The 22,151-nt window shown below is 69.9% G+C and carries 17 protein-coding genes; 8 read left to right on the top strand and 9 right to left on the bottom strand.

Going from position 1 to position 22,151, the window contains the following annotated elements:
* The first annotated feature begins 135 nt into the window (after positions 1-135).
* Together DFR74_RS13510 and DFR74_RS13505 are read left to right on the top strand one after the other, a co-directional pair.
* A complete protein-coding gene (locus DFR74_RS13510) occupies positions 136-1,410 on the top strand; it encodes a hypothetical protein (RefSeq protein ID WP_067503527.1) in 1,275 nt (424 codons plus the stop codon).
* Position 1,411: 1 nt separating this feature from the next.
* Positions 1,412-2,749 carry a lipase family protein gene (locus tag DFR74_RS13505; protein WP_067503530.1) on the top strand — a complete coding sequence of 446 codons (1,338 nt, stop codon included), beginning with the start codon at positions 1,412-1,414 and terminating at the stop codon, positions 2,747-2,749.
* A 40-nt stretch (positions 2,750-2,789) separates the two neighbouring features.
* On the opposite strand, the gene gnd is transcribed toward DFR74_RS13505, so the two are convergent.
* Positions 2,790-3,815 (bottom strand): phosphogluconate dehydrogenase (NAD(+)-dependent, decarboxylating), encoded by a 1,026-nt coding sequence (gnd, locus tag DFR74_RS13500; protein WP_067503532.1) that lies wholly within the window; start codon positions 3,813-3,815, stop codon positions 2,790-2,792.
* A 201-nt stretch (positions 3,816-4,016) separates the two neighbouring features.
* Here gnd and DFR74_RS37100 point away from each other — a divergent pair, with 201 nt between their 5' ends.
* On the top strand, positions 4,017-7,877 hold the full coding sequence (locus DFR74_RS37100) for a VanW family protein (RefSeq protein ID WP_232331625.1): 3,861 nt from the start codon (positions 4,017-4,019) through the stop codon (positions 7,875-7,877).
* Between the two features lie 73 nt (positions 7,878-7,950).
* On the opposite strand, the gene DFR74_RS13490 is transcribed toward DFR74_RS37100, so the two are convergent.
* Entirely contained in the window at positions 7,951-9,090 is a 1,140-nt protein-coding gene (locus DFR74_RS13490; protein WP_067503534.1) for a sialidase family protein, read from the bottom strand.
* Positions 9,091-9,661: 571 nt separating this feature from the next.
* On the opposite strand from DFR74_RS13490, the gene DFR74_RS35390 reads away from it, so the two are divergent.
* On the top strand, positions 9,662-9,865 hold the full coding sequence (locus tag DFR74_RS35390) for a hypothetical protein (protein ID WP_067503537.1): 204 nt from the start codon (positions 9,662-9,664) through the stop codon (positions 9,863-9,865).
* A 78-nt stretch (positions 9,866-9,943) separates the two neighbouring features.
* Here DFR74_RS35390 and DFR74_RS13485 read toward each other — a convergent pair whose 3' ends face one another.
* Together DFR74_RS13485 and DFR74_RS13480 are read right to left on the bottom strand one after the other, a co-directional pair.
* Complete coding sequence (locus DFR74_RS13485; RefSeq protein WP_067503540.1) at positions 9,944-11,029, bottom strand: DUF4185 domain-containing protein; 1,086 nt, start codon at positions 11,027-11,029, stop codon at positions 9,944-9,946.
* 391 nt (positions 11,030-11,420) lie between these two features.
* A complete protein-coding gene (locus tag DFR74_RS13480) occupies positions 11,421-13,256 on the bottom strand; it encodes an acyl-CoA dehydrogenase (protein ID WP_067503543.1) in 1,836 nt (611 codons plus the stop codon).
* A gap of 230 nt (positions 13,257-13,486) precedes the next feature.
* Here DFR74_RS13480 and DFR74_RS13475 point away from each other — a divergent pair, with 230 nt between their 5' ends.
* Positions 13,487-14,083 carry an alpha/beta hydrolase family protein gene (locus DFR74_RS13475; protein WP_067503546.1) on the top strand — a complete coding sequence of 199 codons (597 nt, stop codon included), beginning with the start codon at positions 13,487-13,489 and terminating at the stop codon, positions 14,081-14,083.
* A gap of 166 nt (positions 14,084-14,249) precedes the next feature.
* Here DFR74_RS13475 and DFR74_RS13470 read toward each other — a convergent pair whose 3' ends face one another.
* The 4 genes from DFR74_RS13470 to DFR74_RS13455 all read right to left on the bottom strand — a co-directional run bounded on the left by DFR74_RS13470 (position 14,250) and on the right by DFR74_RS13455 (position 18,246).
* Positions 14,250-14,939 (bottom strand): class I SAM-dependent methyltransferase, encoded by a 690-nt coding sequence (locus DFR74_RS13470; RefSeq protein ID WP_067503548.1) that lies wholly within the window; start codon positions 14,937-14,939, stop codon positions 14,250-14,252.
* A gap of 10 nt (positions 14,940-14,949) precedes the next feature.
* On the bottom strand, positions 14,950-16,107 hold the full coding sequence (locus tag DFR74_RS13465; protein WP_232331626.1) for an erythromycin esterase family protein: 1,158 nt from the start codon (positions 16,105-16,107) through the stop codon (positions 14,950-14,952).
* Positions 16,108-16,191: 84 nt separating this feature from the next.
* Positions 16,192-17,298, bottom strand: a complete 1,107-nt coding sequence (locus tag DFR74_RS13460; RefSeq protein WP_067503552.1) for a DUF4185 domain-containing protein — start codon at positions 17,296-17,298, stop codon at positions 16,192-16,194.
* A gap of 198 nt (positions 17,299-17,496) precedes the next feature.
* Positions 17,497-18,246 (bottom strand): crotonase/enoyl-CoA hydratase family protein, encoded by a 750-nt coding sequence (locus tag DFR74_RS13455; protein ID WP_067503557.1) that lies wholly within the window; start codon positions 18,244-18,246, stop codon positions 17,497-17,499.
* Positions 18,247-18,364: 118 nt separating this feature from the next.
* Between DFR74_RS13455 and DFR74_RS13450 the strand changes: the two genes are divergently transcribed.
* Genes DFR74_RS13450 through DFR74_RS13440 form a run of 3 tightly spaced genes read left to right on the top strand, consistent with a single transcriptional unit; the run spans position 18,365 to position 21,295 of the window.
* Positions 18,365-19,894 carry an acetyl-CoA acetyltransferase gene (locus tag DFR74_RS13450; RefSeq protein ID WP_067503560.1) on the top strand — a complete coding sequence of 510 codons (1,530 nt, stop codon included), beginning with the start codon at positions 18,365-18,367 and terminating at the stop codon, positions 19,892-19,894.
* Entirely contained in the window at positions 19,891-20,655 is a 765-nt protein-coding gene (locus DFR74_RS13445) for a crotonase/enoyl-CoA hydratase family protein (protein WP_067503564.1), read from the top strand. Before DFR74_RS13450 ends, DFR74_RS13445 begins: the two co-directional genes overlap by 4 nt.
* A gap of 4 nt (positions 20,656-20,659) precedes the next feature.
* Positions 20,660-21,295 carry a TetR/AcrR family transcriptional regulator gene (locus DFR74_RS13440; RefSeq protein WP_067503567.1) on the top strand — a complete coding sequence of 212 codons (636 nt, stop codon included), beginning with the start codon at positions 20,660-20,662 and terminating at the stop codon, positions 21,293-21,295.
* Positions 21,296-21,308: 13 nt separating this feature from the next.
* On the opposite strand, the gene DFR74_RS13435 is transcribed toward DFR74_RS13440, so the two are convergent.
* Entirely contained in the window at positions 21,309-22,097 is a 789-nt protein-coding gene (locus tag DFR74_RS13435) for an alpha/beta fold hydrolase (protein ID WP_067503570.1), read from the bottom strand.
* Between the last annotated feature and the right edge of the window lie 54 nt (positions 22,098-22,151).

Genomic DNA, 22,151 nt, shown 5'->3' with positions numbered 1-22,151 from the left:
TGCTGATGCGGCGGGTTCGGGAGCGTGTCGGGGCCTCTCGTGTGGAGATGTTCGATTGTTAGCTACCGACAGGAAATCGATCCGCATCCGGGAAGCGTCCCGGGGTGGGCCCGCACAGGAAGGCTGAATCGGCTGATGCGTATAGGTGTTTCGCTGCGCGCCGCGGCGGTGGCGATCGCGGCGGTGGTCGGGCTCGGGCTCGCGGTCGCGGGCCCCGCGGGGGCGAACGGCGCGGTGGATCGATATCTGGACCTACCGCTGGTCAATCGCGACGCGTCGCACGGCCCCGGCGGCGTCCACCCCGACCTGCCCTATGACGCGGCGGAACTGCGCGGCCTGCTCGACGAGGCCCGCTCGCGCGGCATCGCCCCCACCCGCTACGCCGCCCTGCTTTTCCAGTACTGGCTGGTCGACGCCACCGGCAAGGCGGGCATCGACCTGCGCTCCTGGGACCCGAGGACGGGCGTACAGGCCAACCGCGACAACCTGATCCGCTCCTACCGCTACTACGAGGACCTGCAACTGGCCCACCGCGAACTCCAGTGGGCGGGCATGGGCGGCCAGGTCGGCGCCGACTTCGGCGGCGGCCTGCTCGATTTCGAGCTGATGGGCACCCTCTACGCGCTTCCCGGCATATCGGAGTCGGCGCGCGGCGTGGTGGCCGCGGTGCAGCAGGCCGCGGGCCCGGCCGCCGTCGCGCAACTCCCCGGCGGCCTGCGCGCGCTCGCCGAAGCCGGCTCGCAGATCACCCCAGGCGACCTGCACTACATCATCGGGATGATCCTGGTGATGCAGAAGAACATCTTCTCGGACCTGATGCCGATGCACGACGCCTATGTCACCGAAGGACTTCCGGCGCTCGAGGAGTTCCAGGCCGCGGGATTGTTCGACGCGTCGATCATGAACGCCTGGCGCGATGTGTCTTCCGGCGATCGCGACCGCATCGCCGCGGGCAACGCGACTCTGCTTCGCCGCGAACAGGAATGGGCTATCCGCGCCCAGTGGGACCACGTCCGCGAATACAAAGGCGCGGTCGGCGAGGCCATCACCTACGTCAGCGGCGCCGCGGGTTCGCCGTCGGTGGCCGGCGTCGCACCGCCCCGCGAATTCCGCCCGGTGCGCATCCCGTTCACGCAGGCCGACGGCCGCCCCGCCCGGCTGGTCCTGCCGCTGCCCGACTGGAACTGGTCGGTCTTCGACGCGCGCTGGGACTACATCACCGCCGAACTGCTCCCGAAATACAAGTTCCAGGTCGAGAACAATTGGCCCGCATTGGAAGCCGTGATGCGCACTCCCTACGAGATCCAGATGGAAACCCACCGGCCCCTGCTGAACATCCCGCAGCTGCTGGATTCCGCGGCGCGCAATCTGCGCGTCGAACCCGTCGAGACCGAACTGGCGGTGAATTGACATGAAACGTCGTACTTTTCGCGCGGCCGCCGCGTTCGCCGCTGCCGCCCTGGCCGTCTCGTGCGCCGGAATCGTCGCCGCCGAGCCGCTTCCGCCGCGCACGCCCGGATTGGGCGAGGTGTTCAACGGCTACGTGATCGGCTCTCTGCGAGGCGCGCAGCCCGCCTCGCCGCACGAGATCCTGGAGGGCTTGGCCGCCGATGATCCCTTCTATCAGGAGCCTCCGCTCACCGGGAACGAAAAGCCCGGCACGGTACTGAAGTCCAAGAAAGTGGACGTGCTGTTCACGGGCGTCAAGCCCGCGAATCTGAACGCGTGGAAACTCATGTACGTCACCACCGGAATCGATGGCGTCACACCGGTGATCAGCACCGGCATCCTCATGATCCCGGTGGACGGCACCCCGAACGCCGACCGCAAGCTCATCTCCTATCAGGAGGCCAACGACAGCGTCGGCTGGTCCTGTCACCCGAGCACCCAGTGGACCGGCGGCGCCCCGATGGACGGTGCGTCCTGGTCGGCGCTCGGGCCGCTGGCCATGATGTTCGGCAAGGGCTACGCGGTGATGATCTCCGACGTGGGCAACGACGCCGACCGCAAACCGCACGGCGTCTTCGCGGGCAAGTTCGCCGCCCACGCCCAACTCGACGGCGCGCGTGCGGCATTGCGGCTCCCCGACGCGGGACTGGATTCGCGGGCGCAGGTCGCGCTGTTCGGGATCGCGGGCGGCGGTGTGGGTGCGGCGTTCTCGGCCGAACGCCACCCCGAGTACGCACCGGACCTGAACGTGAAATCGACTGTGCTGGAAGGCATGGTCGTCAAACCGCGCAATTTCATGCGCGTCGCGGACGGGTCGGTCGGTTCCGGATTCGCGTTCGCCACGCTGCTCGGGCTCGAACCCTGGTACCCGGAGATGCGGATCGACGAGAAACTGAACCCGGCGGGCAAGGCGATCGCCGACTTCTTCCGCACCCAGTGCCAGACGCCCGCGTACTTCGGCCTGCCGTTCCTGCCGCTGCACATGCTGTTCCACACCGGACTGAACCCGGCCGACGAGCCGGGCTTCCAGCACGCGTTCGAGGACAACATCCTGGGCCGCTCGGGCACGCCGACCTCGAAGATGCTCATCGCCTCCTGCGCGGCCGACGATTCGTTCATGTCGCTGGTACCCGCCGCCGACTCCCGCGAGCTCGCCGACATCTACCGCGCGCAGGGCGCGGACGTGACCTACCAGCCGACGAATTGCAGCATGGTGCGCATGATCACCGACCTGTACGGCTGGGGCACAGACCTTTTCGGCATGCAGACCATCGAATGGATGGACAGCAGGTTCGATTGACGCGTAATACCGGCTCGGCGACGCACGCCGAGCCGGTCGGTCACTTCGGCAACTCGTGGTGCCCGCCGAACGCCTTGCGCATCGCCGAGAGCACCTTGTCGGCGTACAGCGCCTCGCCGCGCGAGGAGAAACGGGCGAACAGCGCGGCCGACAGCACCGGCGCGGGCACACCCGTGTCGATCGCGGCATCCACGGTCCAGCGGCCCTCGCCGGAATCCGACACCCGTCCGCCGAACGAGTCGAGGTTCGGGTCGGCGTGCAGAGCCTCGGCGGTGAGGTCCAGCAACCACGACGCGACCACCGATCCGCGCCGCCACAGTTCGGTGACCTCAGGGACGTCGATGTCGTACCGGTAGTACTCGGGATGCTCGAGCGGGGTCTCCTCGGCCGAGAACTCGCCGGACTGCTGGGACCCGTAGTTGGCCTTGTGCAGGATGTTCATGCCCTCGGCATAGGCGGCCATCGCGCCGTACTCGATGCCGTTGTGCACCATCTTCACGAAGTGCCCCGCGCCCGCGGGCCCGCAGTGCAGGTAGCCCTGCTCGGCAGGGGTGGGCTCGCCGGTGCGCCCGGGGGTGCGCGGCGCGGCCTCGACGCCGGGGGCGATGGATTTCAGCAGCGGATCCAGGTACGCGACCTGCTCGGCCTCGCCGCCGATCATCAGGCAGTAGCCGCGGGTGAGCCCGAAGACGCCGCCGGAAGTGCCGATATCGATGTAGTGGATGCCCTTCGGCTTCAGTGCCGCGGCCCGCTTGATGTCCTCGTGGTAGCGGCTGTTGCCGCCGTCGATGATGATGTCGCCGGGCTCGAGCACCTCGGCGAGCTGGTCGATCACCGCGCCGGTCGCGCCCGCCGGGATCATCACCCAGACCACGCGTGGCGTGTCGAGCATGCTCACGAACTCGTTCAGGTCGGTGCTTCCCCGGAAGGATTCGCCCAGCTCGGCGCCCAGTTCCTCGATGTGGTGGGGCTTGCGTTCATAGCCGACGGCGGTGTGCCCGTGCTTGACGATCCGGCGGACGATGTTCGCGCCCATCCGGCCCAGGCCGATCATTCCCAGCTGCATTGGCGTCCATCTCCTCGAGTTCGGCGGGACGGGGTAGGAGGGTCGCCGTCGATTGTCGCGCGAAGTGTGTAACGCGCGGTGCGCTGCCCCGATAAACAGATCGGCTCCGCGCAGTTGCCAGACCCCCGACCCGGCAACTGCGCGGGGCCCTTTCCGCGTTCGGGGCGGTTCTTTGCGCAAGATTTGCTGTGGTGCACGACCGTGCTGCCGACCGGGCCGCGGACCACTATCGTGGGCGAAGACCGGCAGCGTGCGCGGTCGGCCAACTTCACCGGATTCATCGGAGGACGGTTCGTGACCAGCGAGTCGAGCACCGGAAAGCGCGACAGCGCACCCCAAAGTGGCGAAGTGGGACTCCGTCAGCTCCTCGAGTCCTACCGCAACCGGAACTCCGCGCAGCCGACTCCTCGCCCGACCGTGACGAAGGTCACGCCCACCGCCGGATCCCCCAGCGACTCCACCGCCACCCAGCCGCTACAGGTCTCGGGGCCGGAGGGCGCCGAAGGGAATGCTCGCGAATTGCCCGAGCAGCCGTCGGGCGCTCCGTCGCCGAGCGGCGGCAATCCGCCGCCGAGCGGTGGCAATCCGCCGTCGCCCGCACGGGGGCAGCAGAGCTTCTTTCAGCGACCCGGGGGGAACACCGGTGGTGCGGGGTGGAGCGCGTTCGGTGAGCCCGCGAAGGTCGTGCGCGAGGGTGACGATCGTGGGGTGAGTGGTCAGGGTGGGCCGTCGGGTGCTGAGTCGGCCGGGCGTGAGCCGGGTGCGTGGTCCGGGCCGGAGCAGGCTGGGCCGTCGAGTACCGGGCCGGCGGCGCGTCGGCAGGGGGAGTGGTCCGGGCCGGAGCAGGGCGGCCCGTTCAACCCGTTCGAGTCGGAGCGGGCAGGCGGACAGGGGAGCCTGTTCGAGCACTCCTACCCGACGGAGAAATTGACGCTTCCGAACCGAGGCGAGGCGGGGACCGGGCTCGGACAGTCGCGGCCCGCTGATCAGCCGCCCGCGGTGAATCCCTCGCAACCGACCGATGAGCTGGATCTGCGCGGGCAATCCCGCGCTGCCGGTCGACCTGGCGCCGGGGAGTCGGGCGGTGCGCCCGATCGCCCGCGCGCCTCGGGCTGGCTGAACCCGCCGCCCCCGCCGAACGCCGAGCCGCGCGTGGGTTCTGCCGAGCAGACGAACGCCGACCCACGGCCGGAGCACGGTGCGGGTCTTACCGGTGCCGCTGTCACCGGTGCCGCGCGTCCCGACGGTGCCGCGCGTCCCGACGGTGGCGCGCGTCCCGACGGCGGGCTGACCGGCAACTCCGGTGGCGGCCACGCTCCCACTCGAAGCGCGTCGAATTCGATAGGCCAAGAAGGACATTCGAGTGCGCGACCCGATACGGGGCCGGAGTCGCCAGGGCGTGGCGGTTCGGAGGCCGACGGACAGCTCGGCTTCGGCGGGCTGGACTTGCCCGCACAGGGTGCGCCGGGCCAGGAGGGCCACCCGCATCCTTCCGGTCAGCCCGGATTCGCCGCGCAAGAGGCGCCGAGCCAGGACACCCGGCCGATCCCGACCGCGCAGCCCGGGGCGAGCGGACAGAACTCGCCGGATCGGGAGGGGTGGCCGCCCACGGGTTCCGGATTCGGTGGCTCGGAGCCGGCCGGGCGCACCGGCGAGGTGCCGGCGTTCGAGCAGGAGCATGTCACCGAGCGTTTCGATATCCGAGGGGGAATGGGTGCGGCTGTACGTGCGCCCCTGAACGCTCCGGATGATCGAGCGGCGTTCGACAGGTCACCGGCGAACGCGCCGAACGCTTTCGACAAGCCGCACCCGGAAAACCCCGGTGCCGCAGGCAAACCCGACGCGACCGCCTCCGCCGACTTCGGTGGCGTAATCGGCGCGCCGCCCGAGCCTTTCGATCGCGAGTACGCGACGGAGCGTTTCGACTTGGCGGCCGGACCGCATTCCGGTGCGCAGGACGCGACCTCGCATCCGCACGAACGCACCAACGCCTTCGGCGTGCCGCTCGCCTCCGATTCCCCGCACGGCAGGCCGGTCGAGTCGTGGGCGACGGAAAAGCTGGATACCGCAAGCGATCCGGGCGCGAACGAGAGCGCCCGCACGACGGCCCTGGGGCAGACCGCCGACCGGGCGCACGACAAGACTCAGGACGCACATGACGACGGACAGCCGCCCGCAGGCGCCGGGCGTGGCCTCGCCGCGGGCGCACAGCGCTGGATGAACGCGCGCAGGCCCAGGCCGAGACCCGGGTCCGCCGGTTCGGGTCCGTGGTGGCAGCGTCCCGCCGCCCGGCGCGCCGGATTCGCGGCGGGCGCCCTCATCGCCATCGGCGGTCTCGCCTACGCCGTCGACGCGGTGGTCTCCTCCGGTGATGTGCCGCGCGGCGTCGTGGTCGCGGGTGTCGACATCGGCGGTATGGAAGTCGACGCCGCCGACGCCAAACTGCGCGGCGCGCTCGAAAACCGCTCCGCACAAGAACTTCCGCTGCGCATCGGCGACGTGCAGGATCGCATGGTCCCCGCCGAGGCCGGCCTCTCGATCGACTGGAACGCCACCTGGGACCATATCGGCGGCCAGCCCCTCAACCCGGTCACCCGGTTGATCTCCCTGTTCGGCAAGCGCGAGATCTCCGTCATCAGCACCGTCGACGACGCCAAGCTCGACGGCAAGATCACCGAACTGCGCGCCTACGACCGGCCGACCGTCGAGGGCACCATCACCTTCCAGGGCGCGAATCCCGTTGCGGTGCCGCCGGTTCAGGGCCGCGTGCTCGACATTCCCGCCGCGCGCAACGCGTTGGTGGACAACTGGATCTACGGCGGCACGGTCGAATTGCCGGTCATCCCGGCCCCGCTCACCGTGCAGCCGGAAGCGGTCGACCGCGCCCTGCGCGAGATCGCTCAGCCCGCCGTGAGCGCCGACGTGGTGTTCGAGGGCAAGGGCGGCGACGCCCGCCTGACCCCCGAGCAGATCGCCACCGTGCTGATCTTCGAACCCGACGGCCAGGGCGGCCTGGCCGTCCGCTACAACACCGAGGCCGCGACCGCGCTGCTCGCGCCGCAGCTGGCCGAATCCGAAGTCGAGCCCAAGGACGCGACTTTCGCCGTCGGCGGCGGTACGGCGCGGGTGGTGCCCGGCGTGGTCGGCGACAAGGTCGACTGGCCCAAGACCCTCGAGCGCCTGCCCGCGCTGCTCACCGCCACCGCGCAGCGCAACGCGGAAGCGGTGTACGCGAAGGTCGAACCGAAACTCACCACGCAGGCCGCCGAGGCGTTGCGCATCGTCGAACCGATGGGCGCGTTCACCACGGGCGGGTTCAGCGGACCCTCCGGCGTGAACATCCGCACCGTCGCCGCGAAGGTGAACGGCGCGGTGGTGCTGCCCGGAGAAACGTTCTCGCTCAACGAGTTCACCGGCCCGCGCGGGGTGGAGCAGGGCTATGTGGAGTCGGGCATCATCGACCACGGCCGCCCCAGCACCGCGGTCGGTGGCGGCATCAGCCAGTTCGCCACCACCCTCTACAACGCCGCCTACTTCGCGGGCCTCGAGGACGCGGGCCACACCGAGCACAGCTATTACATCTCGCGGTACCCGGCCGCGCGCGAAGCGACGGTCTTCGACGGCGCGATCGACCTGAAGTTCCGCAATAACACCGAGACCGGCGTCTACATCGAAACCGTCGCCACCTCTTCGGAGATCACCGTCCGCATCTGGGGCACCAAGACCGTCAACGTCGAATCCATCACCGGCGAACGCACCAAACCCACGGAGCCCCAGACCATCACGCTCCCCGAAGGCCGCGATTGCATCCCCTCCCAAGGCGCTCCGGGCTTCACGATCTCCGACACCCGCGTCATCACCGACCGTGCCACCGGCGCCGAGATCTCCCGCACCACCCGCACCGTCAAGTACGACCCGATCCCGGTGGTGAAATGCGAATCGGCCGAACCGGAACCGAAACCCGAGGAGTCCGAACCGGCGGAAACGTCGGAACCGGAAGGCTCGCGGCCGACCGGAACGAGGCCGGGCGCGGGGCAAACCGACCCGGACGAAGGGGAGTAGCGGCCCGCGCACCGACCTGATCAGCCGGTCGGCCTGTTCGGCACCGAAGGTGCGCTGTGCGAACCGCGACGTCTCAGGCGTCGAATTCCATTGCCGTCCAGGTCTTCCCCGCGTCCTCCGTGCGCAGCAGAGTGCGCTGCTCCCGATAGCTTCGGGCCGTATCCGGCATCCACCGCCTGGTCTCGATGAGGAAACCCGAACTCGGCGTGCGGAATACCGCGTCGGACGGGTAGGAGATGAAGGGTCCGCCCTGCTGCTGCGAACCCAGGCGATCCGGTTTGTAGGCGACGCTCCAATTCTGCCCACCGTCTCCGGAGTGCCACAGTCCGATCCCGGTGACCAGCAGTAGATCTCTCGGTGTAGGCGCCGCGACGAGCCGGACCCCGGACCCGAACGCCGGGTCGGCCGGGAGCGGAGCGCCGGTGAAGCTTTCGCCGCCATCGGTCGACCGCAGCAGCGCGACTTCGCGTTCGTCGCGGGCTCGGAGATCGCCGGTGCCGCATGCCACGAGCACGGTGGCTGGGGCGGGCGCGCGCACTTCGACCGGGCGGTCCCGCGGACCGGAGCACGGCGGTGTCCACCGCGCCAGACCGCTGCCGTCCCATATCGCTCCGGTCGCGGGAGTTCCGGACTCCCTCTCGAATGCCCAGATCCACGTTCTGTCACCGTCGCCCGCCACGTCGACGAACGGCTTTCTCATGTCCTTCGGGCCGAGTTCGAGGCTCGCGACGTCGACCCAGTCGCCGCCGCCCACACCGCCGCGGTGGATCGTCGGCACGCCGTCGCGCGAAACCCGGATCGACTCGACGGTCCGGTCGCGGAGCGCCAGATTGCCCCGACCGCCCCATTCGGGAAACGAGCCCTCGTCGGCTTTCGCGTCACGCCAGGTCAGCCCGCCGTCGTGCGTGGCCCACAGCACGTGCGTCCGCGCCCATCCGTCTCGCGCGGTGACGAACCGGAGGTTCGTCGTCCCGGGAGGCGGCACGATCGCGGGCATCTCGTGCCAGGTCACCCCGCCGTCGACGGTGCGCCGCACCGCCAGGCGCGATGCACCGGCGGGGCAGGGCGAGTCGGTGCCGAGCACGAATCCCTCTGTGTCCGAGAGGAAGCTGATCGACAGCGGATCGAACCGAGGGGACGGTGTCTCGGCGCAGCCGACGCTCGTGAGAACGAGGGCGGCGAACAGCGCCGCGCATTTTCGGAGCCGCCCCATACGCACCTCCGAGAACCACCCGCGACACGAAAGCACCACAGTAGTCGGATTTCTCCGCTGGACCGAACAATGCGAATCGCCGACGTCGTAGCGAAGGCCGAGAGATGCGTTCGTAGCCGAAACCCGAATTATTGCGGCATGGCGCCCGATACCGGTGACGTCACCGGGGAGGAGCCCGTCGACACCGGCTCCGCCACCTCCTCACCACGCTGCTGAAGGCGTTGGCGAGCGGTTCGGGCGACGGCGCCGACGGTGGCGCGACCGAATAGGGGTCATGCGTGCGAATCGCCCCGTCGCCCTCGCGGCGGGGCGATTTCGTTTGTGCCCCTTGGCTGGTCAGAGCGCCGGGAGGAGGGCGAGTTCAGCCGTGAGCGCCTTTCGAGATTGCGTTGTGCTGATTGCCGCTATTTCAGTGGGCTTTACGAGTACTTCAGGATGAAAGGTTTCATATGTGTTGCCGCGCCATTGATCGGGCGGGTATGGGTTTGACCTGTCGGCGCACCGTGGTAGAAACGCTGGGGTCGGCCGCACCGAGCGGCCGTCCGATTAGTTCCAAAGGGGATGTTGCTCAATGACCAAGCTTCGCGCATTCGGAATCGCCCTCGCCGCCGCGGGGATCGTCGTCGCCGGCTCCGGTGTGGCCGCCGCGGCCGCCCCCGCGCCCGCCCCGGCCGGCGCGCCGTCGGCCCAGCAGGTCGCGGACATGTACCCGATCGACAAGGTTCTCCTCGACCTGGTGAAGGCCCTGTCGTCCGGCTCCGCTGACGGCGCGTAGGTCACGCGCGCACCGGAACAGCCCAAATGCGAAGAGGGCGGCCCGGATTGGTCTCCGGGCCGCCCTCGCGCTGTTCGCTTACAGCGGTGTCCGCATGAGGATCACGTTGTACTGCGAGTGCACCGTCAGCAGGAAGTACAAGTCGCGGCCGGTCTGGTAGGGGAAGATCATCGGCGCGTAGGCGGTGGGCAGCGCGGCGGCCTCGATGAGGACGCGAGGCGGGCTCCACGGGCCCTCCGGGGCGGACGCGGTGCGCATGACCACCGAGTTGAACGGGTCGGTGGTCAGCATGACGTACTGGCCCAGGTGGTCGTTCCACATCACCGAGAGTTCGGCGACGCCGTCGACGATCGGCGCCGAGGCCTTCGCGTCGTTCGGCTTCCAGCCGTTGCCGTCCCAGTACTCGTAGGCGTCGAGGTTCGCGATGTCGGATTCCTTGGCGCGCGAGAGGAATCCGAGGTGGTTGCGGCCCGCGGGGGTGCCGTACCGGTAGACGTAGCCGCCGGTCTTGAGGAAGGCGTTCTGCTGGAAGCGCTCGTGTCCGTCGGTGTTGCCGCGCCGCGTGTTGGTGAGCTGCGCCCACGTCTGTCCGCCGTCGCCGGAGGCGGCGAGGGTGGAGAAGTTGGTGTTCCAGCGGCCGTGATCGCCCCACTCGCGCACCGACATCAGGCTCATGTACTGCACGCCGCCCACGGAGATGCCCGCGGTGGGGATGAGGCTGATCTCGATGCCCGGAATCTTGGGGCTGGGCAACGGATTCGGGACGACGCCGGTGAAGGGGATGCCCTGCGACGGGTCCTTGGTGGTGCTGCGGAACAGGACGTTGGACGTCCATGCCCACATGCTGCCGGCCAGCAGGTTCGGCACGCCGAGGCCCGCGCTGTCGCCGAACGCCGTGAGCATGCCACCGCGCCCGTCGTCCCACATGACGCCGAGGTCGGTGCCGAGCACGTTGACGTTCTGCGTGCGGTTCGGGCTGTCCATGCCCGTCATCTGATACACCGCCTGCGTCGGCCCCGGCAGCTGCGGCAACCCGCGCCACCCGTTGAGCCCCGGAATCGGGTTGACGTTGTTCGGGTCCGCCGCGGCGGGTCCGGCCAGCGCGACCAGGCACGCGGTCGCGACCACCCCGGCTTTCGCGAGCACCGACAGCGAGCGCTTCATTCCTACGGTCCCTCCTGACGGGCGTCACCGGCGGATACAACCCGCGCTCCAGATCATGAGCGCACCCCAAGAACCATAGCCGCGCCCCCGCCCCCGAGCGAGCCTCCCCGCGGTGTTATCCACAACTGTCACCCCTGTGGACAACACCTCACCTGCATCGAAGGGCGCCGACCCGAACAAACGAAAGTGGCCCGGAGTAATCCTCCGGGCCACTTCCTAGTCAAGCTCTCACCCAAGTCCCCACGAGATCTCGCGAGAACATGGGTAACTCGTCGGGGAACGGGCCGACGCTACCGCCCACACGACCGCAGACGGCACCTCACGATGCTCGCACCTGGCGCAGCCGCCTTATACGCGGAGAGGCGGGTGGGCAAGATTCGCGGAGCGGCAATTAAAAGGCAGCTTCGTCCAGCTCCATGATGTCGTTGTCCAGGTTCGACAGCACCGCGCGGGTGGCCGTGAGCTCCGGCAGCACGTTGCGGGCGAAGAACTGGGCGACGGCGACCTTGCCCTTGTAGAAGGCCTCGTCGGCACCGGTGGCGCCGTTGTCGAGGGCCTTGCCGGCGACCTCGGCCTGGCGCAGCAGCTGCCAGCCGATGAGCAGGTCGCCGACGGCGAGCAGGAAGCGCACCGAACCCAGGCCGACCTTGTACAGCTCGCTCGGCTGCTCCTGGGCGCCCATCAGGTGCCCGGTGAGGGTGGCGGCCATGCCCTGCACGTCCTCGAGCGCGGTGGCCAGCAGCTTGCGCTCACCCTTCAGGCGGCCGTTGCCCGCCTCCGAGTCGATGAACTTCTGGATCTGGCCCGCCACGTGCGCCAGGGCGACGCCGCGGTCACGCGCGATCTTGCGGAAGAAGAAGTCCTGCGCCTGGATCGCGGTGGTGCCCTCGTAGAGCGAGTCGATCTTGGCGTCGCGGATGTACTGCTCGATCGGGTAGTCCTGGAGGAAGCCGGAGCCGCCCAGGGTCTGCAGCGATTCGGTCAGGTACTGGTAGGCCCGCTCGGAGCCGACGCCCTTGACGATCGGGAGCAGCAGGTCGTTGACGCGGAACGCCACGTCCTTGTCGGCGCCCGAGACGAGCTGGGCGACGTCCTCGTTCTGGTGCGCGGCGGTGTACAGGTACACCGCGCGCAGGCCCTCGGCGTAGGCCTTCTGCAGCGCGAGGCTGCGGCGCACGTCGGGGTGGTGGGTGATGGTGACGCGCGGCGCGGACTTGTCGGTCATCTGGGTCAGGTCGGCGCCCTGGACACGCTGCTTGGCGTACTCCAGCGCGTTCAGGTAGCCGGTCGACAGGGTCGCGATGGCCTTGGTGCCCACCATCATGCGGGCGTTCTCGATGACGTCGAACATCTGCGCGATGCCGTTGTGCACCTCGCCGACCAGCCAGCCCTTGGCGGGGATGCCGTGGCCACCGAAGGTGACCTCACAGGTGGCCGAGACCTTGATGCCCATCTTGTGCTCGAGGCCGGTGACGAAGACGCCGTTGCGCTCGCCCAGGGTCTGGGTCTCGAAGTCGAAGTGGTACTTCGGCACGAAGAACAGCGACAGGCCCTTGGTGCCCGGTCCGGCGCCCTCGGGGCGGGCCAGCACCAGGTGCATGATGTTCTCGAACAGGTCGTCGGAGTCGCCCGAGGTGATGAAGCGCTTGACGCCCTCGATGTGCCAGGAGCCGTCCTCCTGCTTGATCGCCTTGGTGCGGCCCGCGCCGACGTCGGAGCCCGCGTCGGGCTCGGTCAGCACCATGGTGGCGCCCCAGTTGCGCTCGGCGACGATCTGAGCCCACTTCTTCTGCTCATCGGTGCCGTTGTTGTAGAAGACCTGCGCGAAACCGGCACCCGCGTCGTACATCTGGGCGGGCGGGTTGGCGCCGAGGATCATCTCGGCCAGGGCCCAGGAGACCGCGCTGGGGGCGCCGAGGCCGCCGAGCTCCTCGCGGACCGCGACCTTGGCCCAGCCCGCGTCCTGCAGCGCGCGGTAGGACTTCTTGAACGACTCGGGGAGCGTGACCGTGTGGGTGTTCGGGTCGAACGTCGGGGGGTTGCGGTCGCCGTCGACGAAGGACTCGGCCAGCGGGCCCTCGGCCAGGCGACGCACCTCGTTGAGCATCTCCTTGACGGTGTCGCTGTCCAGATCGCCGTAGGCGCCGGAATCCAGCAGCGAGTCGATGCCCAGCACCTCGAAGAGGTTGAATTCGAGGTCGCGGACGTTGCTCTTGTAGTGACCCATGTCAGTACTCACTCTCCGTTGAGTTGGTGCGGTCGGTGTGGTTGCCGTTCCCGCCCGTGGTCGTCACCGGGGTAGTGTTCCGGTTTTCCGCATGCTACTCGCGGGTAACTTATGACACATATTACCGGCCGGTAAGGGCTTGGCAAAGACGAACGGCCGCAATGTGACGCGTTGAACAGCCCCCGCGCGAGGCGCCCGTGCTCGCTACACGAGGCCGGTTACGGTGAGGTGTGCGCATCGAGACGAGTGCGGGTCCGGCCGATGTCGAGCTCGACCGGCCGCGGTCACCGGCCTTCCTGCTGCTGCTCACGCACGGCGCGGGCGGCGGCGTCGATACGAGAGACATTCTCGCCGTGCGTGATTCGGCCGTCGAACTGGGCGGCGCCGTGGCCAGGGTGACTCAGCCCTATCGGGTCGCGGGCGGCCGCGCGCCCGGCTCGGCGGTGAAGCAGGACGCGGCGTGGCTCGAGATCGTGGCCGCGCTGCGCAAGAAGGTGCGGCGTGTGCCGCTGATCCAGGGCGGGCGCAGCAACGGGGCCAGGGTGGCGTGCCGGACGGCCGTCGCGGCCGATGCCCGCGGTGTGCTGGCGATCTCGTTCCCCCTGCATCCGCCCGGAAAACCGGAGAAGACGCGGCGCGAGGAACTGCTCGCGGCGGCGCCGGTCGAGGTCGTGGTGGTGAACGGCGCCAACGACCCGTTCGGCATCCCCGACGCGGCCGACGCCGCCGAGGTCCGGGTGATCCCCGGTCAGCCGCATTCGTTCCGGGCCGGGTTCGACCTGATCACCGAGGCCGTGCGGCCGTGGTTGGTGCGCTGGTCGGAGTGAGGCGCGAGGCGGGCTGACCGATCGGCGATCCCAGGCGACCGCGTGCCGGCGATCGCGCCCGCAGAGCGGACAGGTTCGGGTCGCGTCGCTCGGTCCGGCCCGCCGGGGTGGACGGGTCGGGACTCGCGTCGCTCGGCCCGCCGGGTGGACGGCGGCTTGGGCTCGCTCAGTCCGGCGCGCCGATCGGCTCGATCTCGGCGATCTTCGGCCCCGGCCGCGTCGCGACGACCAACGCGTCGATCGCATCGCGCCCTTCGGTGGGCCGCAGCACGCGCTCGGCGGTCCGGATGTGCAGCTCCTCGGATTCCCCGCCCAGATCCGCGACCACATCGTCGGGCGTGAACAGGATCGAGGGGTCTTGCGGTCCGCCGTACCCGTCGGTGAGATTGATGCTGTCGTGCCCGAGAACGAGCAGAGTGCCTGCGGGCGCCAGCATCCCGGCGGCGCGGCGCAGCAGGGCGCGGCGCCGTTCGGCGGGCAGGTGCAGGAACACCATGAGGACCAGTTCGAACGGCCCGGTGATTTCGGCGGCGTCCAGGTCGGTGACGTCGGCGCACTGCCAGGTGATGCGGGTGCGCACCGACCGTGACAACCGGGTCGCGACGGTGCGGCCCTTGTCGATCCCCACCTGCGAGTAGTCGACGGCGTGCACCTGCCAGCCGTGCGTCGCCAACCACAGCGCGTTGCGGCCCTCGCCGCAGGCCAGGTCCAGCGCCCGCGGCAGCTCCGGCGCGTCCTCGCCCACCGGCGCGCGCCGCTCCAGCCCGTAGACGTGCTCCACGACGGTGCTGTTCGGCGGTGCGCCCCAGACCAATTCACTTTGCGCGTACCGCGCGTCCCACTCGGCCGCATCCATGCGCACGAGTCTATTGACCGCGCGCCGACGCCGGTTCGGGAAGCCAGTCCACCGGGGCGGTTTCCCGGATGTGCGCGATCACGTCGAACGCGCCCGACAGCGACGGCACCTCGGCCGTGGCGTCCTCGTCGCGCTCGGGGTCGTACACGCCGCTGATGACGCGCATCCGCGCGGGCGCGTCAAGCCCGCCGGCGCGCAGGTCCACGGAGAACGCGGACAGCCCGAACTCGCCGAGCGCCGATTCCAGCAGATCAGGGCCGGGCGGCGGCGCGACCGCCACCCCGAGGTCGCCGTGGTGGAACCCGATCCCCACCGACGCGTACGCCGCGCCGAACCGTTCCCGCAGGTGGCTGCCCGCGCCGCGGAACACCGCCGAGCCGACCCCCAGCGGCAGCGCCGAGGTGTGGGCGATGCCGTCCCAGTACACGACCTTCGCGCTTGCCGCGTGGTCGGCGATCGACTCGGCGGAGGCGTGTTCGTTGGCCTGCGCGCCACCGGCCGCCACGCTGGTGGCGTGGAAGTGGTGGATCGAGCGCATCGCGGCGAGCACTTCCGCTGTTCCCGGTGCGTCGGGCAGTGCCTCGACGAGGGCGAGGGCATCGGCGGCGTCCTCGACGAATGGCCGGCCGGGGTGGATGCCTTGGTGCCGCTGGACGTGTTCGCCGATCCGGTGCGCCGTGCGAATCGGCGTCAGGTGCGCCTCTAGTTCGGGCAGCCGATCGGGTGCGACGGCGTAGACGTGGTCGCGCACGAGGTCGTAGTCCGAGGGTTCGGCCGCGGGCGGTTCCACGCCGAAGACGGTGACCATGTCGTCGGGGTGTCGCGTGTTGAATTCGCGCAACCAGCGCAGCGCCTCGGCGGTTTCGGTCGTGCGCCACGGGGCCCACGCGCCGTCCAGCACCGACACCGGATCGCCCACGCCCGCGCGGACGTACGCGTCCAATCGTGCACCGGCGCGGGCGCTGTCCTGTAGGCCGAGCGCGCGGAACCCGTGGTGCTCGATCAGATCGCGGGTCCAGCGCTGCCGGAGGCCGGTGATCTGCCGGGAGAACCTGGTCGACTCGCCGATGCCGACGATGCGCGCACCGTCGAACGCGGGGACCGGGCCGTCGTCGACGAGGGGCACGGCGTTGGCGCGCAGCCATGCACGTACTGCTGGGGTGGTCACGATGTCCTCCCTGGGGCTCGAGGTAGGTCCTGAGACCACCCTCGAACATCAACCATCGTTCAGGTCAAGCCCCGGGAGGGAGATTCAGAGCGTGGCACGCATGAGCACCACGTTGTACTGGGTGTGCACCGTGGTGAGGAAATACAGATCGCGCCCGGTCTGGTACGGGAAGATCGACGGCGCGTAGGCCGTCGGCAGCTCGCGGGTGTCGATGAGCACCTCGGGCGCGCTCCACGGCCCCTCCGGCGACGACGCGCGGCGCATCACCACGGAATTGAACGGGTCGGTGGTGAGCGAGATGTACTGGCCCAGGTAGTCGTTCCACATCACCGAGAGCTCGCCGACGCCGTGCATGACCGGCGCGGCCGCGTTCACGTCGTTCTTCTTCCAGCCCTGGCCGTCCCAGTACTCGTACTCGCCGAGGTTCTGGATCTCGCGTTCGGGGACGCGCGCCAGGTAGGCGGCGTTATTGCGGCCCGACGGCGTGCCGTACTGGTAGACGAAACCGCCCGACTTCAGGAAGGCGCCCATCTGGAAGTTGGCGTTGCCGCCCTCGTTGGGCCTGCGGGTGTGGCCGAGGTCGGCCCAGGTCTCGCCGTTGTCGGCGGAGGCGGCCAGGCCGGAGAAGTTGGTCGTCCACTCGCCGACGTTGTCCCAGGTCTTGACCGACATCATGCTCATGTACTGGACGCCGTCGACCGCGATGCCCGCGGTGGGGATGCGGCTGATTTCCAGGAACGGGATCTTGGGGGAGGGGATCAGATCGCGCGCCTGCCCGAAGATGTCGCGCACCACGCTGTCGAAGTAGATGCCCTGCGCGGGGTTCTTGGTGTTGCTGCGCACCAGGATGTTGCTGCGCCACGCCCAGGTGCTGCCCGCGAGCAGATTGGGGAAGCCCAGGCCCGCGGTGTCGCCGAAGGCGGTGAGCATCTCGCCGCGGCCGTTGTCCCACATGATGCCCAGGTCGGTGCCGAGCACGTTGTAGTTGTGGGTGTTGTTGGGGCTGGCCATGCCCGTCACCTGGAAGACCGCGCGACTGCGTCCGTGCAGCACGGGAAGTCCGTTGGTGCCGTTGAGCACCGGGATCGGGTTGATGGCGTTGGGGTTGGCCACCGCGGGCGCGGGGGCGGTGAGAAGCACGGCCGTGGCCCCCGCCAGTGTGGACAGCAGGATCGAGGCGGTCTTCTTCACGGTTCTTCGGCCCTCCGGGAGTTGATAAGCCGAGGCGGGGACCGGTCACATCCCCAACCGACTGTGTTCCGGGCCACACTTCGACTAGCTGCCAAATCGTCCGAAATGCTAACAGCGATGCCGGGAAAAATGGTGGCTTGCACCGTCGAACGGTGAAAATGAAGGCCCGGATACAAGGTTTCGGCCCGGAGACTGTGGTTAACCCTTACGGCCCGATGCCAGCCGCAGCACCAGGGGCAGCTGGGTCGCGCGCTCGATCGCGAAGGTGCGCCGCGCGGCCGCGTGCCAGGACCGATCGAAGAGTTTCTTCGCGCTCGCGACGGCGTGTTGCGGGCGGGCGGCGATGCGGTCGGCCAGCTTCTCGGCCGCGGCCACCGGATCGGCGGTGACCTCGGTGACCAGGCCGATCCGCTCGGCGTAGGCGGCGTCGACGATATCGGCGGTCATGGTCAGCAGCAGCGCCTTGTCCACGCCGACCAGTCGCGAGAGCGTCGCGGCGCCGGTCATATCCGGGATCAGGCCGTGCTTGGCCTCCATCACCGAGTACTCCGAATCGGGTGTGGCGAACCGGAAGTCGGCGGCCAGGGCGAGCTGGAGCCCGCCGCCGAAGCAGCGGCCGTGCACGGCGGCGATCACCGGCACCGGCAGCCTGCGCCACGCCCAGCACGCCTCCTGGAAGGTGTTGGTGCCGCGCCAGGGCAGCGGCACGAAATTGCGCACGATGGCCAGCGGGTCGCTCGCGGCCTTGGCGATGTCGAGGCCGCTGCTGAAACTGGGCCCGTTGCCGCCGAGGATCACCGCGCGCACGTCCTCGCGCTTGCCGACGGTGTGCGCCGCGTCGACCAGGTCGCCCAGCATCTCGAGGGTGAGGCCGTTGTGCTTGTCGGGCCGGTCCAGCGTGACGTAGGCGCGATCGCCGTCGAACCGCAGCGCGATGTGGGAACCCATGCCCAGATCTTACTCGGCAGTCAGTTCTTGTCCACGGGCCATTGCCCCGGTCGGCGGCCTCTGCTCTAATCGAAGGCAAGTTACCGTCAGAGTTGACGGTACTGGGAGTGGAGGAACCATGCTGCCAGCCGGAATGGACCCGAGGACGCCGGTGATCGTCGGCGTCGGACAGGTCGTGCACCGTACCGGCGATGCCGGGTTGCCGGGGCCCGTCGCGCTCGCCGCCGAATCCCTGCGCCGCGCGGGCGCCGACAGCGGATCGGGCGATCGCCTGCTGAAATCGGCCGACCTGATCGCCGCCGCGGCCCCGGTGAGCAAGCCGTACCCGGACCTGGCGGCGCTCGTCGCCGCCGAACTCGGCGCCGCGCCGGCGCGGACGCTGCAATCGGTGCGGTTCGGTGGCGACGCGCCGCAGCGGCTGCTCAACACGGTCGCGGGCGAGATCGCGCGCGGCCGGGCCGAGGTCGCCCTGATCACGGGCGCGGAAGCGGTCGCCTCGTGGAACGCCGCCACTCGCTCCGGCGCCGCGCTCGACTGGCCCGAACAGCCCGAGGACGCCGCGCCCACCGAGATCGTCGGCTCCGACCGGGGCCCGAACTCCGAGATGGAGACGGCCGCGGGCATGTGGGGCCCGGTCTACTTCTACGCGCTCATGGAGACGGCCCTGCGCGCGAAACTGGGCCTGAGCGAGGCGGAGCACGCGGCGCGCATCGGCGGGCTGTGGTCCCGGTTCTCCGCGGTCGCCGCCGCCAACCCGTACGCGTGGCTGCCGCGCGAGCATTCGGCCGCCGAACTGGTCACGCCGTCGTCGGCGAACCGGCTGGTCTCGACGCCGTATCCGAAACTGCTGGTGGCGAACCTGTCGGTGGATCAGGGCGCGGGGCTGATCGTGTGCAGCGCGGCCGCCGCCGACGCCGCCGGGGTGCCGCGCGAGCGCTGGGTCTTCCCGCACGGCGGCGCGACCGCCACCGACGAGTGGTTCGTGACCGAGCGCACCGACATGGCCGCCTCGCCCGCCATCGCGGCCGCCGGGCGCGCGGCGCTCGCGGCCGCCGGCATCGGCATCGATGAGGTCGCGCACATCGACCTGTACTCCTGCTTCCCCGTCGCGGTGCAGATCGCCGCCGACGCGCTCGGCCTGCCGATCGATGACCCGTCGCGCCCGCTCACCCTCACCGGTGGTCTCACCTTCGGGGGCGGACCGGGCAACAATTACTCCACGCACGCGCTGGCCGCCCTCACCGAACGGCTGCGCGCTGACGACACGGCCTACGGCCTGTCCACCTCGCTCGGCTGGTACGTCACGAAACACGGTGTGGGCGTGTACTCTTCGCGGCCGCCCGCGCGACTGTTCCAGCCGGTCGAGGCCGATGTGCCCGCCGCGCGCCGGGAGACCGCACCCGGCTACACCGGCCCCGCGACCGTCGAGGCCTACACCGTGGTCTACCGCAAGGGCCCCGCGCCCGACCACATCGACGAACCCGAAGCCGTGGTGGTGAGCGCACTGAATCCCGCGGGCGCCCGCATACTGGTCCGGGTTTCGGACGCCGGCATGCTCGCGGCGTTCACCGAGGGCGATCCGATCGGCGCGCCCGCCGATCTGGCCGCCGACCGTCTCACCCTGCGCACCGAGAGGACCGCCCGATGACCGATCAGGTACTGGTCGAACGCCGTGAGGCGATCACCGTGCTCACCGTCAACCGCCCCGAGGCCCGCAACGCCATCGACCTGGCCACCGCCCGCGCCATCGAGGCGGCCGTCGACGCGTTCGAGGACGACGCCGAGGCGCGCGTGCTGGTGCTCACCGGCGCGGGTGGAACCTTCAGCGCCGGAATGGATCTCGTCGCCGCATCGAAGGGCGAGATGCCGATGACGCAGAAGCGGGGTCCGCTGGGCATCGCGGCGAAACCGCCCGCCAAGCCGATGATCTCGGCGGTCGAAGGGTTCGCCCTGGCGGGTGGTTTCGAACTCGCGCTCTCCGGTGATCTCCTCGTCGCCGCGCGCGACGCCCAGTTCGGCATCCCCGAGGTGAAGCGCGGCCTGGTGGCCGCCGGTGGTGGCGTGCTGCGGCTGACGCAGCGCCTGCCCCGGCCGATCGCCGCCGAACTCGCGTTGACCGGCGGGCGGATCGGCGCCGAGCGGCTCTACCAGCTGGGCCTGGTCAACCGGGTGACCGAGCCCGGCGCCGCGCTCGACGTCGCGCTGGAGCTGGCGGCGGAAATCGTTGCCGCCGCGCCGCTTTCGGTGGCCGCGAGCAAGCGGATCATCGACGAGTCGCCGGACTGGACGGTGGCCGAGGGCTTCGCCAAACAGGGCGAGATCGCGCTGCCAGCACTGTTCTCCAAGGACGCCGCCGAGGGCGCGCTGGCCTTCGCGCAGAAGCGCGAACCCCGGTGGCAGGGGCGCTGATCCGATGACGGGCCGCGTCCGGGAGACGCAGGCGCTGCGCCGTGAGCGGATGCGCACGCGGCTCCTGGACGCGGCCGTGGAGAGCCTGCTCGAGGTGGGCTACGCGGGCACCACCACGCTCGAGGTACAGCACCGGGCCGGCGTGCCGCGCGGCACGCTGCAACATCATTACCCCACCAAGGCCGATCTCTTGGCCGGTGTCGCCGAACACATCGCGGCACGCCGGGCCGACCAGCTCGCCGCCGAATTCGCCGCGATCCCGCAGGGCGCCGACCGGCTCGCCACCGCCGTGGGGCTCACCGCGCGCATCTTCGAGGACTCGACTTTCCTTGCCGCGCTGGAGATCTGGGTCGGCGCGCGCACCGACGAGGAACTGCGCGCCGCGTTTCTGCCCTTGGAGCAGCGCCTGTTCGAGCGGATGCACACCAGTATCCGCGACCTGTTCCGCGCCGAATTCCCCGACGATCCGCGCGTGCCCACGATCACCGAGTTCACCCTCGAGATCATGACCGGCATGGCCATGCGCGCCCTGCTCACCGGCGACACGGGGCACAACCGAATCCTCCAGCGCCGCTGGGAGAACGCCGTGCGGCTGCTGCTCGGTCCGGAGTCGCCGGAGGCTCTTCTGAGCACGACGTAGGAACGAATCCTGTTCAGCCCCTGGACAACTGGTCCAAGATCACTCCCGCGCACGCCGCCGGATCGTCGTAGAACGGCGTGTGCCCGCTGCCGTGCAGCGTGACGTGCCTGGCCTCGGGGAGCTCGACGCGGGCGCGGCGGCTCTGGGTGGCGTAGGTGAGCAGGATGTCGCGGTTGCCCCAGGCGACCGTGACCGGGATGTTCGCGACGGCGTCCACGTCGGGCAGGCCGACCTCGGAGAACGAGGCGAGGGCGCCGTCGAAGCCGGGGGCGTTCGCCGCGCCTTCGGCGGTGTCGACCGCGACCTGCTTGCTCACCGCCCACGGCTTGCCGAACACCAAGCCCAGGAACGCGGTCCGGCCCGCGGCGGTGCCGAGAATGCGTGGCAGAGCGGGCCGCAGGGTGCGCGCCAGGATCACCGATTTGCCCAGTGACTGCTGCGTCCACACGCGACCGGCCGTGTCCCAGAACCCGATCGGGGAGAACGCGGTGACCGAGCGCGCCAGCCCGCGCGCCCCGAGTTGCAGTGCGATGTACCCGCCCATCGAATTGCCCGCCACGTGCGGCCGCTCGATACCTTGCGCCGCAAGGAAATCCGCGAGCGCGTCGATCAGCGCGGGCACGGTGGTCGGGTGCGGCAGCGGGTCCGAGCCGCCGAAGCCGGGCAGGTCCACGGCGATCACCTCGAACCGCTGGGCCAGCGACTCGAGCACCGGTTCCCACACCTGCCAGCGACTGCCGATCCCGTGCACGAGCACCAGCGGTTCGCCCGCTCCGGTCCGGTGGTGGTTCAACGTCGGCATCGGCGGCCCCTCATTTCCGTTCCATTGGCGGCGTGCCAACGGTAGCGCACCCGC

Origin of the sequence: Nocardia puris, from assembly GCF_003315035.1 — a bacterium.
GTDB lineage: Bacteria > Actinomycetota > Actinomycetes > Mycobacteriales > Mycobacteriaceae > Nocardia > Nocardia puris.
Note: the sequence above shows the minus strand (reverse complement) of the source record. Positions and strands in the feature narration are given on the sequence as shown.

Coding starts and splice junctions, on each gene's coding strand:
- DFR74_RS13510 (WP_067503527.1), top strand. CDS start 136: ATGCGTATAGGTGTTTCGCTGCGCGCCGCGGCGGTGGCGATCGCGGCG.
- DFR74_RS13505 (WP_067503530.1), top strand. CDS start 1,412: ATGAAACGTCGTACTTTTCGCGCGGCCGCCGCGTTCGCCGCTGCCGCC.
- gnd (WP_067503532.1), bottom strand. CDS start 3,815: ATGCAGCTGGGAATGATCGGCCTGGGCCGGATGGGCGCGAACATCGTC.
- DFR74_RS13490 (WP_067503534.1), bottom strand. CDS start 9,090: ATGGGGCGGCTCCGAAAATGCGCGGCGCTGTTCGCCGCCCTCGTTCTC.
- DFR74_RS35390 (WP_067503537.1), top strand. CDS start 9,662: ATGACCAAGCTTCGCGCATTCGGAATCGCCCTCGCCGCCGCGGGGATC.
- DFR74_RS13485 (WP_067503540.1), bottom strand. CDS start 11,029: ATGAAGCGCTCGCTGTCGGTGCTCGCGAAAGCCGGGGTGGTCGCGACC.
- DFR74_RS13480 (WP_067503543.1), bottom strand. CDS start 13,256: ATGGGTCACTACAAGAGCAACGTCCGCGACCTCGAATTCAACCTCTTC.
- DFR74_RS13470 (WP_067503548.1), bottom strand. CDS start 14,939: ATGGATGCGGCCGAGTGGGACGCGCGGTACGCGCAAAGTGAATTGGTC.
- DFR74_RS13455 (WP_067503557.1), bottom strand. CDS start 18,246: ATGGGTTCCCACATCGCGCTGCGGTTCGACGGCGATCGCGCCTACGTC.
- DFR74_RS13450 (WP_067503560.1), top strand. CDS start 18,365: ATGCTGCCAGCCGGAATGGACCCGAGGACGCCGGTGATCGTCGGCGTC.
- DFR74_RS13445 (WP_067503564.1), top strand. CDS start 19,891: ATGACCGATCAGGTACTGGTCGAACGCCGTGAGGCGATCACCGTGCTC.
- DFR74_RS13440 (WP_067503567.1), top strand. CDS start 20,660: ATGACGGGCCGCGTCCGGGAGACGCAGGCGCTGCGCCGTGAGCGGATG.
- DFR74_RS13435 (WP_067503570.1), bottom strand. CDS start 22,097: ATGCCGACGTTGAACCACCACCGGACCGGAGCGGGCGAACCGCTGGTG.